We start from the raw sequence: 16739 nt of genomic DNA, 5'->3' as shown, positions 1-16739 counted from the left end.
GCTCGCCTACACGGTGCACCGTGTGCTGCAGATGATCCCGGTGCTCATCGGGTCCACGTTCATCATCTACGCACTCACCTTCCTGGTGCCGGGTGACCCGATCGCCTCGCTGTCGGGGTCACGGCCGCTGCCCGCGGCGACGGTCGAGCAGATCCGACAGGCATACCGCCTGGACGACCCGTTCCTGGTGCAGTACGCCTCCTACCTGTGGGGGCTGCTCCGGGGCGACCTCGGCATCGACTTCTACGGGCGTCCGGTGCTGGGTCTGATCCTGGACCGGTTGCCGGTGACCTTCGCGCTGGCCCTCACGGCCTGGGTGATGAAGCTGATCATCGGGATCGTCATCGGCGTGGTAGCGGGTATGCGCCGCAACGGCCCGTTCGACCACGGCGCCCTCGCCTTCACGGTCCTGCTCCTGGGTGTCCCGGGCTTCGTCATCGCACTCGGTGGACAGTGGCTCTTCGGGCTCAAGCTGGGCTGGGTGGACCCCGCCGGGATCAGCGCCGGGTGGCCGCTGGCCTTCCTGCTGCCAGCGGCGGTGATGGCGCTCGAGGCCTCCGCGGGGCTGGCCCGGCTCACCCGGACCAGCCTGGTCGACGTCCTCCAGGCGGAGTACCTGAGCACCGCCCGCGCCAAGGGTCTCTCCCGCGGCCGGGTCGTCTGGGGGCACGCCCTGCGCAACGCCATGATCCCGGTCGTCACCTACCTCGGCCTGAGCCTGGCCGGGATGCTCGGCGGCGCGGTGATCATCGAGTCGATCTTCAACCTTCCCGGCATCGGAGGCCTCATGGTCAGCGCGATCCAGAACAAGGAGGGGACGCTGGTGGTCGGCATCGCGACACTGCTGGTGCTCGTCTACCTCCTCTTCAACCTGCTCGTGGACCTCCTCTACGGGCTCATCGACCCGAGGGTGCGGCTGTGAGCACCGACGACGTCAGAGCCCTCCCGGTCGCACTGGGCACCACCGCCGACCCGGCCGGTGCACCGGGTGCGCCACGACGCCGTTTGCGATGGGCCTCGCTGGGCACCCCGGGACTGCTGCTCTCCGGTGCACTGGTGCTGCTGGTGCTCCTGCTGGCCGCCGTGCCCAGCCTGTTCACCGGTTTCGGCGACGGCCCCCTGGAGGGCTGCGACATCCTGCGCAGCAACGAGCCGCCCAGCCGCGAGCACTGGTTCGGGGTCGACCCCCAGGGGTGCGACTACTACACCAACGTCATCCACGGCGCCCGCGCCTCGGTCGTGGTGGGCCTGGTGGTCACCGGCTCGACGTTCGTCATCGCCGCCCTCCTGGGTGCCCTCGCCGGCTACTACGGCGGTTGGGTGGACGCGGTCATCTCCCGGGTCGTGGACATCTTCTTCGGGCTGCCCTTCATCCTGGCGGCGATCGTCGTGCTGCAGCTGTTCGAGGCCCGCACGGTGTGGACGGTGTCCTTCGCGCTGGCAGCCTTCAGCTGGCCGGGCGGGGTGCGGTACATGCGCTCCAGCGTGCTGAAGGTCCGCGGGCTGGAGTACGTCCAGGCCGCGAAGGTGCTGGGCGCCAGCGACCGTCGGGTGATCTTCGGCCACGTGGTGCCGAACTCACTGACCCCGCTGCTCGTGCTGCAGACCCTCGGGGTGGGTGCCGCCATCTCGGCCGAGGCCGGCCTGACGTTCATCGGGGTCGGGCTCACCCCGCCCGCGGTCTCCTGGGGCCTGCAGCTGGCGGTGGCCCGGGAGTACATCTCGCTCGCCCCGCACCTGCTGGTGTTCCCCGCCGTCTTCCTGACCCTCACCGTCCTCGGCTTCGTCGTCTTCGGCGAGACCTTGCGCGACACGCTCGACCCCCGGAGGTAGACCCGATGCCCGTCAGCACCATCAGCGAGCGCCCCGACCTCGACACCGGTCCCCTGCTGCGCGTCCGGGACCTCGCCGTCGAGTTCCGCCGCGGCGGCACCGACACCTCCACGGTCCGGGCCGTCAACGGCGTCTCCCTCGAGCTCGCACCCGCCACCGCGCTGGGCATCCTCGGCGAGTCCGGGTCGGGGAAGTCGGTCACCGCCAAAGCGTTGATGGGCATCCTGCCCGTCCCCGCCGCCCGGGTGACCGGGGGCAGCGCCCTGCTGCGCGGCGAGCTCGACCTGCTCTCCATGGACGAGCGCACCCGTCGGCGGACGATCGGCAGCCGCGTGGCGATGGTCTTCCAGGACGCCCTCACCGCCCTGAACCCGGTGCACCCCGTGGGTCGCCAGATCGCCGAGCTGTACCGGGTCCACCGGGGTATGTCACGGGCCGCCGCCCGGCAGGCGGCCGTCCGGATGATGGACCGGGTGCGGATCCCGGACGCGGCCCGTCGTGCCGGTGACTACCCGCACCAGTTCTCCGGGGGCATGCGTCAGCGCATCGTCATCGCCATGGCGCTGGCGCTGGACCCCGAGGTGCTGATCGCCGACGAGCCGACCACGGCCCTCGACGTCACCGTCCAGGCCCAGATCCTCGACCTGCTGCGGGAGCAGCAGCAGGAGCGGCGGATGGGACTCATCCTGATCACGCACGACATCAGCGTCGTCAGCGAGGTCACCGACGAGGTCGCGGTGATGTATGCCGGGCGCCTGGTCGAGCAGGGACCCACCGGGCAGGTGCTGGCCCGGCCGGCGCACCCCTACACGGTGGGCCTGTCCCGGTCGGTGGCCGGCGCCGGACCCGACGGACGGCTGCCCGCTATCCCGGGGGCGCCCCCGGACCTGGCGTTGCTGCCCGGCGGCTGCTCCTTCGCCCCGCGCTGCGCCCAGGTCCGGGACCGGTGCCTCACCGAGGTCCCGGTCTCCCTGCCCGTGGGGCCCGGTCGGCGCGCCGCGTGCCACGTCACGGAGGAGGTGCTGGTCGGTGGACGGTGAGGAGATCCTGCGGCTGCAGGGGGTGACGAAGCACTACCCCGTGGCCCGACCGTTGCCGATCGGTCCGCGCCGGGTGGTGCAGGCCCTGGACGGGGTTGACCTGTCCGTGCGGCGCGGTGAGACGCTGGGCGTCATCGGGGAGTCCGGGTGCGGGAAGTCGACGTTGGCCAGGGTGATGACCGGCCTGGAACGGCCCACCGAGGGTCAGGTGATCTTCCGCGGCCACGACCTGGCCACCGCCTCACGCTCGGAGCGTCGGGAGATGGCGCGGCACATCCAGCTCGTCTTCCAGGACCCGTTCAGCGCCCTCGACCCCCGGCAGACGGTCGGCCAGATCGTGGCCGAGCCGCTGGTCATCCACCGGGACCTCGTGCCCCGGGGTGGGCATGAACGTCGGGTGAAGGAGCTGCTCGAGCTGGTCGGGCTCCGGCCCGAGCACGCGGGACGGCACCCGCACGAGTTCTCCGGAGGTCAGCAGCAGCGGATCGGCATCGCGCGCGGTATCGCTCTCAACCCGAGCCTGCTGGTCTGCGACGAACCGGTCTCGGCGCTCGACGTCTCGGTCCGCGCCCAGGTGGTGAACCTGCTGAAGGACCTGCAGGCGGAGCTCGGGCTCAGCTATGTCTTCGTCGCGCACGACCTCCAGGTGGTCCGGCACATCGCCGACCGGGTCGCCACCATGTACCTGGGCAGGGTGGTCGAGCGCGGCGACTGCGAGCCGGTCTACACCCGCACCGCGCACCCCTACACCCGTTCCCTGCTGGCGGCGGCACCCGAGCTGCGGTATGCCGGGGAGGAGCGGTCCGCGCCGCTGGTGGACGGTGACCCTCCCTCCCCCATCGACCCACCGTCCGGCTGCCGGTTCCGCACCCGGTGCCCCCTGGTCGCCGACGCCTGCCTCGAGGCGCCCACCCCGACCGAGGTCTCGCCCGGGCATACCGCGGCGTGCCACTTCGCCGACACGGTCAGCACCCTCTCGACCGGCGAGCTGCGGGTGCGCACGTGAGGGGCGCGTCAGCCGGCGACGAGCACCTCCACGCCGGCCTCCTCGAAGCCGCGCCGCTGCTGCTCCTCGGGCGGGCTGTCGGTCACCAGGGTGTCGACCTCCTCGGTGCGGCAGATGCGGGCGAAGGCGCGCTGGCCCACCTTCGTCGCGTCCGCCACGACCACGACCCGCGAGGCCTGGGCCGCCAGGGCGCGGTTGGTACTGGCTTCCCCCTCGTGGTGGGCGCTGGCGCCGTGCCTGGCGCTGACGGCATCCACCCCGAGGAAGGCGATGTCGACGTTCAGCTGCCCGATCAGCGGCATCGCCAGCGGACCGAACACCTCGTAGGACTGGGGGCGGACCGTCCCGCCGATGACGACGATCTTGACGTGCGGGCGGACGGCCAGCTCGGTGGCGATGTTGAGCGCGTTGGTGACGACCGTCACCGGCGCGCCCCCGCCCTGGGCCAGGTCGGCGCGGCTGGCGATCGCCCGCGCCACCTCGTTGGTCGTGGTGCCCCCGTTGAGGGCCACCGTGCTACCCGGCTCCACCAGGGCCGCGGCCACCGCCGCGATGCGCTGCTTCTCCTTGGCCTGGCGGGCGATCTTGTACTGCAGCGGCAGGTCGTAGGAGCTGCTCGTCGACACCGCCCCGCCATGGGTACGGGTGATCAGCTGCTGCTGGGCCAGGTGCTCGAAGTCGCGGCGCACGGTGGCGGTGGAGACCCCCAGGGCCTCGGCCGCCCGCTCCACCTCGAGGTGCCCCTCGCCGGAGAGCATCGCGAGGATCTCGTTCAGTCGGTGGTGCCGGGACACGGTCCACCCCCTGTCCCCGTCGACAGACCGGCCAAAACGAACATTTCCTTGCGTATCACTCCCCCAAAATACACAAAAACAATCATCTACGCCGTTCGGCCACACCGCGCCGAGGAAGAGGACACCCCATGACGACACCACTCAGGATCGGCCTGGTCGGGCTCGGGCTGCGCAGCTCGCTGGCCCGCCATCTCCAGGACGTCACGCCGGCGGCCAGGGTGACGGCCGTGTGCGACCCGCACGAGGGTCGGCGCACCAGAGCCCTCGACACCTTTCCGGACGCCCGCGCGGTGGCCGACCATCACGAGCTGCTGGAGGCGGACCTCGACGCCGTCGTGCTGACCACCCCCGACGACACCCACGAGGCGCTCGCGGTGGACTTCCTGCGGGCGGGCATACCCGTCTTCGTCGACAAGCCGCTGGCCATCACGACCGCCGGGTGCGACCGCGTCCTGCAGGCCGCGCACGAGTCCGGCACGCCTGTCTACGTGGGCCACAACATGAGGCACATGCCGGTGATCACGGCGATGCGTGACCTCGTGGTCCAGGGCGAGATCGGCGAGGTGAAGGCCGTCTGGTGCCGACACTTCGTCGGCCACGGCGGTGACTTCTACTTCAAGGACTGGCACGCGGACCGGCGACGGACCACCGGGCTGCTGCTGCAGAAGGGCGCGCACGACATCGACGTCATCCACTGGCTGGCCGGAGGCTACACCGCGCGCACCACCGCCCTCGGGAAGCTCGCCGTCTACGGCGACCTCACCGACCGCGAAGGGCAGGGTGAGTCCACCATGATGGAGTGGTTCGACCCGAGCCAGTGGCCGCCCAGCACCCTCACCGGGCTGAACGACACGATCGACGTCGAGGACATCTCGATGATGACGATGGAGCTCGACAACGGGGTGCTGGCCTCCTACCAGCAGGTCCATTTCAGCCCCGACTACTGGCGCAACTACACGGTCATCGGCACGCACGGACGCCTGGAGAACTTCGGTGACTCCGCCGGCGCGCAGATCAAGGTGTGGAACGCGCGCCGCAGCGGCTACCGGGACGACGCCGACCTCACCGTGACGGTGCCGGAGGAGAGCGGAGGGCACGGCGGCGCCGACCCTCGGCTGCTGGCCGAGTTCGTCCGGCACGTGGCGACCGGGGCCCCCACCCTGACGTCCCCCCTCGCGGCGCGCCAGGCGGTCGCGGCCGGGTGTGCGGCCACCGAGTCGCTGCGCGACGGTGGACGGCCCGTCCTCGTGCCGCCGGTCCCGGTGGAGCTGGGTCGGCCGGTCGCCTGGTCCGGCCTCGGCCAGGGGGTGGCCCGATGAGCACCTTCGTCCACGAGGAGATCGAGAGCCAGCCCGCGTGCTGGTCACGGGCCGCCGAGGTCGGCAGCGCCGGGGCCGCGGGCCTCCCCGAGCCCGGTGAGGCGGTCGCCGTCGTGGGCTGTGGGACGTCATGGTTCATGGCGATGGCCTACAGCTCACTGCGGGAGGCAGCCGGCCAGGGCCGCACGGACGCCTTCACCGCCTCCGAGATGCCGACGGGCCGTGACTACGACCGCGTGCTGGCGATCACCCGGTCCGGGACCACCACCGAGGTGGTGCGGCTGCTGGCCGAGTCCACGGGCACGCCCAGCACGGTGATCACCGCAGCGACCGACGGGCCGGCGCTCGCGGCCGCCGACCAGGGCATCCACCTGCCCTTCGTCGACGAGCGCTCGGTGGTGCAGACGCGCTTCGCCACCTCGACCCTGGCCCTGCTGCGGGCCCACCTCGGGGAGTCCCTGGAGCGGGTCGTCGATGACGGCGGCCGGGCTCTGGAGCTGGAGCTGCAGCCCTACCTCGACGCCGAGCAGGTGACCTTCCTCGGGTCCGGGTGGACGATCGGGCTCGCGCACGAGGCGGCGCTGAAGACCCGGGAGGCGGCGCAGTTCTGGGCCGAGTCCTACCCGGCGATGGACTACCGGCACGGACCGATCTCCATCGCGCAGCCGGGTCGCCTCGTCTGGTCGCTGGGCGCGGGTCCGACCGACCTCGAGCAGGACGTCGCCGCGACCGGCGCGACCTGGGTCGGGCACGACCTGGACCCGCTCGCCGGGCTCGTCGTCGCCCAACGGTTCGCCGTCGCGCTCGCCGGGCGACGTGGGCTCGACCCGGACCGGCCCCGTCACCTCACCCGGGCCGTCGTGCTCGACAACGCATGAGCCCGCTGCCGGCCACCGTCGGGGTGGACGTCGGCGGCACCACGGTGAAGGTGGGAGTGCTTGCGGGTGGTCGGCTCGTCGACACCGCGGAGCGTCCGACCCCCCGTGACCCGGACGTGCTGTCCGGGACGCTGGCCGAGCTCGTCCTGCCCCGGGTCTCCCGGCACGACGCGACGGCGGTCGGGGTGGTGGTCCCCGGGGTGGTCGATGAGCACCGGGGGGTCGGCGTCCTGTCCGCCACCCTGGGCTGGCGGGACGCCCCGCTGCGCGCCCTGTTCACCGAGCGTCTCGGTATACCGGTGGCGCTGGGCCACGACGTGCGCGCGGCAGCGCTGGCCGAGCTCGGTCCGAGCGCCCCGTCGGCTCCGCAGGACGCGGCCTTCGTGGCCCTGGGCACCGGGCTGTCCGCCGCGCTGGTGCTGGACGGGCGGATCCGGGCGGCCGGGGGTCTGGCCGGAGAGCTCGGTCACTGCGACGTGGGCCACGGGCAGCTCTGCCCGTGCGGCGCCACCGGCTGTCTGGAGGTGCTGGCCTCGGGAGCCGGGATGGCCCGACGCCTCCAGCAGCGGACCGGCGAGCCCGTCGTGGGGGCCGAGGACGTGGCCCGGCGGGCGGCTGCCGGCGATGCCGCGGCCAGGGCCGTCTGGGACGACGCGGTGGACGCCCTGTCCCACGGTCTGGCCTGGCTGGTGGGGATCGCCGCGCCGGAGGTCGTCGTCGTCGGGGGTGGGGTGGCCGCTGCCGGGGCCCAGCTGCTGGAGCCTCTCTCCGAGAGGCTGGACCAACGGCTCAGCTTCCATCGCCGCCCTGTGCTGCGGGCGGCCCGATGGGGCGCCGACGCTGCACGGGTCGGGGCCGCACTGCTGGCTCAGGAGCGCACGTGAGCGGCAGGCCCATCCTCGTCATCACCCTGAACCCGGCCCTGGACGTGACCTACCCGGTGGCGAGCCTGCGCCCCGGGGACAGCCACCGGGTGACGTCCCGCCTGAGTGAACGTGCCGGAGGCAAAGGCATCAACGTCGCCCAGGTGCTGCACCGGGCAGGACGCCCGGTCCTGGTGACCGGTGTCGTCGGGGGCGACGTGGGTGCTCGGATCACCACGGACCTGGACGTGGCCGGCATACCTCAGCGCCTGGTCCGCTGCGCCGACAGCACCCGTCGGACGGTGACCGTCGTGGAGACGGACCGGGCGCACCGCGCCACGGTCCTCAACGAGCCCGGGCCGACGATCACCGGGGCCGAGTGGAGCTCCGTGGTGGACCGGGTGACGCAGCTGCTCCCCGACGTCGGCGCTGTGGTGCTCACCGGCAGCCTGCCCCGAGGGTTGGCCCCCACTACCTACCGGGAGCTGGTGTCCCTGGCGCGCGCCGCCGGCAGGCCGACCGTCCTGGACACGAGCGGCCCCGCCCTGACGGCCGCCCTGGAGGCCGGGCCCACGCTGGTGAAACCCAACGCGGACGAGCTCGCCGAAGCGGCAGGAGCGGGTGAGACGTCCGCGGCGGCCGCCCGGTTGCGTGAGGCCGGTGCCGCCACCGTCGTCGCCTCGCTCGGCGCCGAGGGGTTGCTGGCACTCACCCGCGACGGCCTGTGGCGGGCCCGCCCCGGCCTCCGGGTCGAGGGGAACCCGACCGGGGCCGGGGATGCCTGCGTCGCCGCCCTGGCGGACGGGCTCCATCACGGCCATGCGCTCCTTCCGACGCTCGAGCGCGCCGTGTCGTGGTCAGCAGGTGCGGTGGCGGCGCCGACCGCCGGCGAGGTGGACCCGGTGACCGCGGCACGCGTCGCCGAACTGGTGAGCGTGCGGCGCGAGCCGGTGACGGGCACGTGGACCGGGGACGCCGGTAGCGGCAACGACGACGGGAGCACGTGGTGGGACTGAGCAGGACGAACGACATCATGGACGATGCGGTCGACAGGGGGGTGGGTGTCGGCGCGTTCAACGTCATCTCGCTGGAGAGCGCGGAGGCGATCGTCCGGGGCGCCGAACGGGCCGGGACCCCGGTGGTGATGCAGATCAGCGAGAACTGCATCCGCCACCACGGTGCGGCGGATCCGGTGGTGGTCGCCACGCTGGCGCTGGCCCGGTCCGCGGGGGTGCCGGTCGCGGTGCACCTGGACCATGTGGAGTCCCCCGAGCTGGTGCGCGAGGGCCTCCTGCTCGGGGTGCAGTCGGTGATGTTCGACGGCTCACGCCTGCCCGACGAGGACAACGTGGCAGCCACCCGGGCGGTCGTCCGCGAGTGCCGCAGCCAGGGGGTGGCCGTGGAGGCCGAGCTCGGTGAGGTGGGCGGCAAGGCGGGCTCCAGCGCCCACGCGCCGGGGGTTCGCACCGACCCCACCCAGGCTGCGGAGTTCGTGCGCAGCACCGGGGTGGATGCGCTCGCGGTCGCGGTCGGCTCCTCGCACGCCATGACCCGGCGCGATGCCGTCCTGGACGAGGACCTCATCCAGCGGCTCCGGGCGGCCGTGCCCGTCCCCCTGGTGCTGCACGGCTCCTCCGGGGTGGACGACGCCGGGATCAGGGGCGCGGTCCGGGCGGGGATGACCAAGATCAACGTATCGACGCACCTCAACACCCGCTTCACCGCAGGGCTCCGTCGGCACCTGGCCGACCACCCGGACGACGTGGACCCCCGTCGCTACCTGGCCCGCGCCCGGGAGGAGATGTCTGAGGCGGTGACGCACCTGCTGTCCGTCATCGCCGGCTAGGACCGGAGGCGCCGCTCAGGCGCGCTCGACCTCGCTCTGCAGCTTCAGGACGACCGTCCCGTCGTCCTGCTCGATGACGTAGGCGGGGTCGTCGTCACTGCCGTTGCGCGTCACCGACTCCCCCTTGGTCCGCCGGGTGACCTTGTCGTGGTGGACCTCGGTGACGGTGCCCTCGACCCAGGAGGAGCCCCAGCGCCACTTCACGTCAGTGCCTGTGCGGATAGCCATGCGGACATCACAGCACCGTTGCCGGGCCGGCGCCTCCGGGAGGTCCTCACCCACTCCTGGACCGTATGCTGACGCTCCCCCGTCCACCCACCGTGAGGCCGACCTTGATGGACGCCGACCTGGCCGCCGGGCTGCTCGCGGGCGTCGCGGCGGCGGTCCTCTTCGGCCTGGCGGCCGTCGTGCAGGCGCGCGCGGTGCGGGGGGATGCGCGGAGCACGCAGGGCCTGGGTCCCTTCGTGCGGTGGGCGGTCGGCAACCCCTGGATGATGGCGGTCGTCGCGGCATACCTGGTGGGCTTCGTGCTGCACGCGGTGGCCATCTGGCTGCTGCCGCTCTACCTCGCGCAGGCCAGCATCGCGCTGTCGCTGCCGGTGACCGCCCTCGCCTCCGCCCGGCTCTCGGAGATCCTGACCCGGTCCGGCTGGCTGGGGATCGCCGCCGTCACCGGCGGTCTGGTGCTGCTGGCGGTGGGGGCCGGGTCGGCTGGTGAGGTCGTCGAGGGGGCCGGCTTCGCGATCGGTCTCGTCCTCGCCCTGGGTGTGCTGCTGGTCGTCGGTGTGCTGGCGCGGCGCGCCGGCGCGGTGACCCTCGGGACACTGGCGGGGCTGGGGTATGCCGGTTCCGCCCTGGCGGTGCGAGGCGTGGACCTGCCCCTCTCCCCTGCGATCGTCGCATCCGCGCTCGCGGTGCCCGCCTTCGGCGTCCTGGCGTTCTGGCTCTACTCGCTGGCGCTCGACCGGGCGCCGGTCTCGACCGCCACCGCCCCGATGATCACGGCCCAGACGTTCGTGCCAGCCCTGGTAGGTCTCGCCTGGCTCGGCGACGGAGTCCGCGACGGTTGGGGTCTCGCCATCGCGGCCGGCCTGGTGCTGGCCACCGCGGGGACGGTGCTGCTGCAGCGTGCCCAGGAGTCGTCGAGCCGCTGACGGCGCGAGTGCTGCCGGAGCCGACGCTCAGCGGGCGCCCCGCACCTCGAGCTCGACCTCGTACTGACCCGCGTAGGTGAAGGCGACGCTTCGGTAGGTGAAGGCGACCTGCTCCACGAGGACACCGTCGCGCTCGGTGTCCAGGTAGAGGTCGTACTTCACCACGCTGACGTCCTCCAGCGTGACCACGAGGTAGTCGGCCTGCTCGCCCTCGACGGTGCGCTGCACGGAGAGCACGACCTCGTCCAGGTGCCGGTGGGTGGCGAGCGCCCCCTTCAGCGCCGGGGAGGACCTGTCGTAGCTCTTCGACACGACCACCGGGTCGAAGGAGACCCTTCCCCGGGCGACACCCCCTCGGGCGACCGGCGCCTCCATGCCGAAGGTGACCCCGTGGACCTCGATCTCGTCCTCGTGGCCCGCACGGGTGCTCTCACCAGGGATGCCGGGGACCGTGAGGAATCCGTCGATGCTCATGGGCTTCCCTCTCGGCGATGGCTGGGTCAGACCACGCTAGGGCACCGGCGACCTTCCCGTATACCCGTGATCACAGGTTGGCGACCCATTCGCCGTAGAAGAGGCCCAGGCCGGCGGCGACGCAGATGCCGGCGATGATCCAGAACCTGGCGACGATGGTCACCTCGGCCCACCCGACGAGCTCGAAGTGGTGGTGCAGCGGCGCCATCTTGAAGACTCTCCTGCCGGTCAGCTTGAAGCTGATGACCTGGATGATGACCGACGCGGTGATGATCACGAAGAGGCCACCTAGGACCGCCAGCAGCAGCTGGGTCTGGGTCAGGATGGCCATCCCGGCCAGCGCGGCTCCCAGCGACAGCGAGCCGGTGTCCCCCATGATGATCGAGGCCGGCGAGGCGTTCCACCAGAGGAACCCGAAGCAGGCTCCGGCGATGGCACAGGAGACGACGGCGAGGTCCAGGGCGTCGCTGACGTTGTAGCAGTTGGGCCCCGGGGTCACCTGGCAGTTCTGGTTGTACTGCCACATGCTGATCACGGTGTAGGCGCCGAACACCATCACCGAGGCTCCGGTCGCCAGGCCGTCCAGCCCGTCGGTGATGTTGACGCCGTTCGAGGCTCCCGCGATGAGCACGTTCGCCCAGACGATGAACAGGACGGCGCCCAGGGTCGGACCGGCGAAGGCCAGGTCGACATCGGTGTCCCTGATGAACGAGATCGCGGTCGAGGCCCGGGTGCGACCGTCCTCATCGGTGACCAGCAGGGCGGCGAGGGCGAAGACGACGGTGACCAGGGTCTGCCCCGTGAGCTTCTGCACGGAGGTGAGCCCGAGGCTGCGCTCCTTGCGGATCTTGATGTAGTCGTCGAAGAACCCGACCAGGCCGAGGCCGGTGAGCAGGAAGAGCACCAGCAGGGCGCTGAGGGAGATGCGGCTGGGGGTGACGTCGACCAGCCCGCTGGCGTCCAGCCCCAGCAGCGCGGCGTGCGAGGTGAAGTAGCCGACGATGGCCGCCCCGATGATCACCGCGCCACCCATGGTGGGCTTGCCCCGCTTGACGTGGTGGTGCGTGAGGTCGTCGCGGATGAACTGGCCGTAGCGTCGTCGCACCAGGAACCGGATGAACAGCGGTGTGCAGAGCAGGGCGAGGGTCATCGAGATGCCACCGGCCAGCATGACGTTGACCATCTGTCTCCTTGGTCCCAGCGGGGCGCAGGTGCAGTCATCGCCCTCCCTGCGGCGCCCACGGATTCGTTCGGGAGAGGGTGGTCCGAACACGCTCGGGCCGGACCGCGGTCTACGGTATGACAGTGGGGCGCCGTTGCCGGTGAGCCACACGGGCCGACGGCAGCGACCGGCTCAGCCTCTCGGCGCCCGCCCGGCGAACGGCCAGTGCTCGGCGAACTGGTACGCCGTGGACACGACCTGGACCTCGTCCTCGTAGTGCACGACCCCGGGGGTGCGCGTGCGCAGCTCGACCCAGGGGACGCCATACCGGTCCAGGAGCTCGAGGTACTCCCGAGCCCTCTCGATGAGACCTGCGGCCTCCGGGTCCTTGAACCACGAGGTGGCTCCCGGGTGCCGGACCGGGTCGTATGCCGTCGGGTCGTTCGCCGTGGGATGGGCGTAGGCCGCGTTCATCGCGGTGTTCGCGGACTCCCACCAACGGTGGTCCGCGTGCGAGAGGAGACCGTCGTGCGCCAAACCGTTGGCCAGGGCGAAGACACCGGGGAACCGGCCACGACGGTTGGGGACCGCGCTCTGGAACCGGACGAGGGAGAGCACACGGCATCGTAGACCGGTTCTCAGCCTCGCGCCGGGGGTCCCTGCGTACGGATGTGCCCCCGGCAGGATTCGAACCTGCGACACCCGCTTTAGGAGAGCCTTTCAGAGAGCGTCGTGTCGTGTTGCACAGGTGCTTGCTGTAGCGCACCCCCCTCGTTGACCAGCGGTTAGATTGACTGGTGTTCATAGCTGTTGTGTGTATTAGTCCGCAATCTTGCGGACTACGTGCGGACTCGGGACGCCCAGCACGCCCCCGAGCACCGTCGGGGCCGTGGGGCGGCCGGCGGGGGCCGATCGGGACCAGAGTGGGACGCCCAGCACGCCGCGTGAGCCGTGGGGGCCGCCTGCAGCCCTGCGGGAGCCGACCACGACCAGCGGGACGCCCAGCACGCCGCGTGGGCCGTGGGGGCCGTCTGCAGCTCTGTGGGAGTCGACCGCGACCAGCGGGACGCTTAGCGCCTCGAGTGCCGCGAGCGCCGTAGGGGCCGTGGGGGCCGCCTGCAGCCCTGCGGGAGTCGACCGGGACCAGCAACACCGCGGGGGCCGTGGAGGCCGCCTGCGGTCCCTGCGGAAGCCGAATGTGCTTCCTGCGGGTATAGCGTCGCGACGCGCGGATCCCTGTTGTTTTGGGGAAGGATGGCGTGATGAGCGAAAGAAACCCTGACACGCTTCCCACTCCGGGCGACCCTACCGGGCCGTGTCCATGGTGCGGACGTGTTTCGAACTTCGATGTGGCCATCCAAGACAGCCTCGCTGGAGAGAACCGTGCCCACGGCTACGTCATCACCTACAGAGTCGCGACACTGAAGTGCTACGGCTGCAACCGCAGCACCTTAGTCGTCACGGACGAACTCGGCGAGGGTCGGACGTGGTATCCCACCCCTGGCATGGGCACTCTGGATGAAGAAGTCGACCCCGAGGTGGCATCGGCCTACGACGAGGGCATGCGGTGCCTGAGCATCGGTGCCAACCGTGCCGCAGCGGTCATGTTCCGGTCAGCGCTGCACCTCTTCGTGAAGGACATGGGTGATGAAGCAGCAAGGGGCGAGCGGTTCCTGAAACCTGCACTTACCCGCATGAAATCGTCTGGCGATCTCCACAAGTCCCTATGGGAGTGGGCGGATCATCTCAACCAGCTAGGGAACGAAGGCGCGCACCCAGAGGACTACGACGAAGTGACCGCGGAAGAGGCAGAGGCGCTGGGCTCCTTCCTACGGCACCTGATTCGTCACGAGTATGAGATGCCCGCGCAACTCCTTCGGGCGCAGGGCCGTCAAGCCGAGGGCTGAGCGGCACCCTTGGGCTCGACCGGCACAGAGGTCTAGTCCGTGAGCGCCGCCACGCGCCGGGGCATCGGTCAGGCCGCACTCGTCGCTGAGCTCGTCCGTGGAGCGGTGGCGGCGGTGCTACGGAAGTCTCTCGAGGCCCAGACGCCGAATCGTTCGCGAGTGGAGGCGGCGGCCGCGGCGCACTCAGTGAAGATCGGACAGGGCCGGCAAACCTCGATGGCCTCGGCGCGCAGGCGGGGGTCGTCCGACGTGTGCCGGGGGTCCCCGTCGCAGGGGATGCGGTCGCCTGCGGCCTCGACCCTGGCGCGCACGCCCCAGAGGGCCTCCCATTCGGGGGTGGTGGCAACGGCTCGCGGACCTACGTAGCAGGGCGGGGCGGTCGAGCTGTCGGCGGTGCGAGTGTCCGCGGGGTCTACGTCGTCGTCCACCCTGTGAGCGTATGCGAGAACGATTCCCATGTTTGGCAGGCGCACGGAGAGGCCCCTCCGCCGAGCAGCTGGCGGAGGGGCCTCGGGTGGGCGCTGGAAGGGCTACAAGCGCCGGTCTACGAAACCGGCTCGCCCGACCATCGTTCCCCTGCCTCCAGCTAGGAAGTCGGCCACGGAGTGAGGCTTGAATGGCCGAGGGGTGACGTTGACGCCCATGATCGTCAGGCCGCCTCGAGGTCCACCACGGCAACGGCCTGCGGGCGGTGGGTCTCGAGCCCGAACCTGCCCTCGGCGCGGAGCTTGACCTGGTTCTTGTCGAACAGGTCCCCGGACTGTGTGGCCGCGAGGGTGTGCGCGGCCTGGCGGACGCGCAGGACGACCGTGCGCCAGTCCGCGAGGAGCGCGACGCCCTCGGGGACGGAGTAGGACTCGACCCGGGGGATCTTGCCGAAGATGTTGTCCACGGCCGCGGCGTCCATGAGGAACCCACCGGTCGCGCCGTCCTCACGGGTGAGGTCGAGCGCGGCGAGGTCGTTGGGGTGGAACACCCACGCCGTGGGGTTCTCCCCGATCGCGCCGAGGGCGGAGCGGGCGGATCGGATCGTGGTGATCACGTCGGTCCCGTAGTCGACCTGGCGGACGCCAGTGGTGGTCATGAGCCCGGTGAACTCCTCCCCGGTGCCCAGGCCGTTGATGATCTGGTCCTCCAGCGCCCGGAGCACGCCCTCCTTCATCTCCGCGTCGAGGATCGCGCCGAGGCCGGCGTGATCGTCCAGGTAGCGCAGGGGGAACGGCTCGGACAGGTGCGCCACCACCCGGGCCCGGTCCTCGATCTCCTTGAAGGTGTAGATCGAGGTCGGCTTCAGGGCGTTGTCCGCCACCGGCGCGGCCTGCTCGTCGCGGACGGTCTGGCGCAGGTAGGTGAAGTGGTTGGAGTCGAGCTCGGTCTTGGGGATCAGGTCGATGACGCGTGTCGGCAGGGCCGGCAGCGCGGTCATGGGGGTGACCGGGGCGGTCGCGACCTGGCCGTCGAGGAGGGCCTTCACTCCGCGCGTGGTGGCCTCCTTGGACAGGGTGCTCAGGACGGCGTCGGCCCACCCGGAGACCGGAACGCCGGCCTTCCCGGACGCGGTGCCGGCGGGGCCGGCGATCTGGCTGAAGAAGTCCTGGCTCGCCTCGACCGCGTCGATCTGGGTCGTCAGGGACTCGATGGAGGTCTTGTGGCCCTCCACGAGGGACAGCTCGGCCGCGGTGAGGGCACGGCCCTCGGCGTCGGCCTTCGAGAGAATGGCCTGAGCGGCCTTGATAGCGGCTACCCGCTGCTGCTTGAGGTTCATGATGAGAGTTCCGATCTGCCCGGTCGCATCCGCGAGCGCGGGCGGTGAGGAGTATGGAGAGGAGCCGCGATCACGGAGACGGACGGGGCGAACCCGCTGGCCTCGACGTGGAACGTCGCGACGCACTTCCCGGGAGCGACGGACGGGGCGAGCCCGCTGGCCGCGCCGCTACCAACCTTGGCTCGCCACCAGTTCCTCGTGGGGCGGGGCTGCCTTGGCCCCGTGGGGCTCCTCGGCTGCTCTCGCCCGACTTGACGTCGGCTTGCTCCTCGATCGGTGATCGGTGCAAGTCTCAGCATACCGGCGCTGGCCGACAAGGGCGGGGAGGCGGTCATGCCGCGTCGTGCCCACGGATCACGGCGGCCAAGTTGGAGGCGGCGAAGTCGAGCTCGTGCAAGAGGAGGGACTTGTGCTCGTGGATCCCCTGGAGGATCACGAGAAGGTCAGCCTGGTCGCAGGCCTCGATGGACTTGCCCACGTAGCGGCGGGCCAGGTCGTTGGCCTCCAGCAGCTCCTCGGGGGTCAGAGCGGCGAGACGGTCGGCGATGGTCATGCGGTCCTCGATTCCGGTCGGTCGTGCGGGGTGCTGGTTTCCCGGTCGTTTCCCATCCCCCTGATGAGGGAGCCGTGTGCGGGCCGCTGGCAGGCGGACAGCATTCGGGAGTGGCGTTGTGCCATGGACGGGCTGGTCGAGCGGT

At 71.3% G+C, this 16739-nt stretch carries 19 protein-coding genes; 11 read left to right on the top strand and 8 right to left on the bottom strand.

The features are described 5' to 3' along the window. Positions 1-13: 13 nt before the first annotated feature. Genes ACI3EY_RS03760 through ACI3EY_RS03745 form a run of 4 tightly spaced genes read left to right on the top strand, consistent with a single transcriptional unit; the run spans position 14 to position 3879 of the window. The gene (locus ACI3EY_RS03760; protein WP_405035866.1) at positions 14-922 is read left to right on the top strand and encodes an ABC transporter permease; all 909 of its coding nucleotides are present in this window, start codon (positions 14-16) and stop codon (positions 920-922) included. Continuing rightward, positions 919-1833 (top strand): ABC transporter permease, encoded by a 915-nt coding sequence (locus tag ACI3EY_RS03755; protein WP_405039468.1) that lies wholly within the window; start codon positions 919-921, stop codon positions 1831-1833. The genes ACI3EY_RS03760 and ACI3EY_RS03755 overlap by 4 nt, the downstream gene beginning before the upstream one ends. A gap of 5 nt (positions 1834-1838) precedes the next feature. Next, positions 1839-2873: an ABC transporter ATP-binding protein gene (locus tag ACI3EY_RS03750; protein ID WP_405039467.1), complete on the top strand. Its 1035-nt coding sequence runs from the start codon at positions 1839-1841 to the stop codon at positions 2871-2873. Then, a complete protein-coding gene (locus ACI3EY_RS03745) occupies positions 2863-3879 on the top strand; it encodes an ABC transporter ATP-binding protein (RefSeq protein ID WP_405039466.1) in 1017 nt (338 codons plus the stop codon). The genes ACI3EY_RS03750 and ACI3EY_RS03745 overlap by 11 nt, the downstream gene beginning before the upstream one ends. 8 nt (positions 3880-3887) lie before the next feature. Here the strand turns inward: ACI3EY_RS03745 and ACI3EY_RS03740 are convergent, their stop codons facing one another. Further along, positions 3888-4673, bottom strand: coding sequence for a DeoR/GlpR family DNA-binding transcription regulator (locus tag ACI3EY_RS03740; RefSeq protein ID WP_405035792.1), 786 nt, complete (start codon positions 4671-4673; stop codon positions 3888-3890). Positions 4674-4801: 128 nt separating this feature from the next. On the opposite strand from ACI3EY_RS03740, the gene ACI3EY_RS03735 reads away from it, so the two are divergent. Genes ACI3EY_RS03735 through ACI3EY_RS03715 form a run of 5 tightly spaced genes read left to right on the top strand, consistent with a single transcriptional unit; the run spans position 4802 to position 9579 of the window. Further along, positions 4802-5992 carry a Gfo/Idh/MocA family protein gene (locus ACI3EY_RS03735; protein ID WP_405039465.1) on the top strand — a complete coding sequence of 397 codons (1191 nt, stop codon included), beginning with the start codon at positions 4802-4804 and terminating at the stop codon, positions 5990-5992. Beyond that, entirely contained in the window at positions 5989-6870 is an 882-nt protein-coding gene (locus tag ACI3EY_RS03730) for an SIS domain-containing protein (protein WP_405039464.1), read from the top strand. The genes ACI3EY_RS03735 and ACI3EY_RS03730 overlap by 4 nt, the downstream gene beginning before the upstream one ends. Then, positions 6867-7754 carry an ROK family protein gene (locus tag ACI3EY_RS03725; RefSeq protein ID WP_405039463.1) on the top strand — a complete coding sequence of 296 codons (888 nt, stop codon included), beginning with the start codon at positions 6867-6869 and terminating at the stop codon, positions 7752-7754. The genes ACI3EY_RS03730 and ACI3EY_RS03725 overlap by 4 nt, the downstream gene beginning before the upstream one ends. Then, positions 7751-8749: a 1-phosphofructokinase family hexose kinase gene (locus ACI3EY_RS03720; RefSeq protein ID WP_405039462.1), complete on the top strand. Its 999-nt coding sequence runs from the start codon at positions 7751-7753 to the stop codon at positions 8747-8749. The genes ACI3EY_RS03725 and ACI3EY_RS03720 overlap by 4 nt, the downstream gene beginning before the upstream one ends. Then, positions 8740-9579, top strand: a complete 840-nt coding sequence (locus tag ACI3EY_RS03715) for a class II fructose-bisphosphate aldolase (protein WP_405039461.1) — start codon at positions 8740-8742, stop codon at positions 9577-9579. Before ACI3EY_RS03720 ends, ACI3EY_RS03715 begins: the two co-directional genes overlap by 10 nt. A 15-nt stretch (positions 9580-9594) precedes the next feature. Here ACI3EY_RS03715 and ACI3EY_RS03710 read toward each other — a convergent pair whose 3' ends face one another. Continuing rightward, the gene (locus tag ACI3EY_RS03710; RefSeq protein WP_405035786.1) at positions 9595-9807 is read right to left on the bottom strand and encodes a hypervirulence associated TUDOR domain-containing protein; all 213 of its coding nucleotides are present in this window, start codon (positions 9805-9807) and stop codon (positions 9595-9597) included. 107 nt (positions 9808-9914) lie between these two features. On the opposite strand from ACI3EY_RS03710, the gene ACI3EY_RS03705 reads away from it, so the two are divergent. Continuing rightward, on the top strand, positions 9915-10733 hold the full coding sequence (locus ACI3EY_RS03705; protein WP_405039460.1) for a hypothetical protein: 819 nt from the start codon (positions 9915-9917) through the stop codon (positions 10731-10733). Between the two features lie 27 nt (positions 10734-10760). On the opposite strand, the gene ACI3EY_RS03700 is transcribed toward ACI3EY_RS03705, so the two are convergent. From ACI3EY_RS03700 to ACI3EY_RS03690, 3 genes are all read right to left on the bottom strand, one after another. Continuing rightward, complete coding sequence (locus ACI3EY_RS03700; protein WP_405039459.1) at positions 10761-11207, bottom strand: Hcp family type VI secretion system effector; 447 nt, start codon at positions 11205-11207, stop codon at positions 10761-10763. Between the two features lie 70 nt (positions 11208-11277). After that, positions 11278-12390: a phospho-N-acetylmuramoyl-pentapeptide-transferase gene (gene mraY / locus ACI3EY_RS03695; RefSeq protein ID WP_405035783.1), complete on the bottom strand. Its 1113-nt coding sequence runs from the start codon at positions 12388-12390 to the stop codon at positions 11278-11280. A 171-nt stretch (positions 12391-12561) separates the two neighbouring features. Beyond that, entirely contained in the window at positions 12562-12987 is a 426-nt protein-coding gene (locus ACI3EY_RS03690; protein WP_405039458.1) for a hypothetical protein, read from the bottom strand. A 731-nt stretch (positions 12988-13718) separates the two neighbouring features. On the opposite strand from ACI3EY_RS03690, the gene ACI3EY_RS03685 reads away from it, so the two are divergent. Continuing rightward, positions 13719-14276, top strand: a complete 558-nt coding sequence (locus tag ACI3EY_RS03685; RefSeq protein WP_405039457.1) for a DUF4145 domain-containing protein — start codon at positions 13719-13721, stop codon at positions 14274-14276. A 68-nt stretch (positions 14277-14344) separates the two neighbouring features. On the opposite strand, the gene ACI3EY_RS03680 is transcribed toward ACI3EY_RS03685, so the two are convergent. From ACI3EY_RS03680 to ACI3EY_RS03670, 3 genes are all read right to left on the bottom strand, one after another. Next, positions 14345-14734 (bottom strand): WhiB family transcriptional regulator, encoded by a 390-nt coding sequence (locus ACI3EY_RS03680; RefSeq protein WP_405039456.1) that lies wholly within the window; start codon positions 14732-14734, stop codon positions 14345-14347. A 191-nt stretch (positions 14735-14925) separates the two neighbouring features. Then, positions 14926-16041 carry a phage major capsid protein gene (locus ACI3EY_RS03675; protein WP_405039455.1) on the bottom strand — a complete coding sequence of 372 codons (1116 nt, stop codon included), beginning with the start codon at positions 16039-16041 and terminating at the stop codon, positions 14926-14928. Between the two features lie 331 nt (positions 16042-16372). Beyond that, positions 16373-16594, bottom strand: a complete 222-nt coding sequence (locus tag ACI3EY_RS03670) for a hypothetical protein (RefSeq protein ID WP_405039454.1) — start codon at positions 16592-16594, stop codon at positions 16373-16375. Positions 16595-16739: the final 145 nt, after the last annotated feature.

Source organism: Serinicoccus shuyuelongi (assembly GCF_045032955.1).
GTDB lineage: Bacteria > Actinomycetota > Actinomycetes > Actinomycetales > Dermatophilaceae > Ornithinicoccus.
Note: the sequence above shows the minus strand (reverse complement) of the source record. Positions and strands in the feature narration are given on the sequence as shown.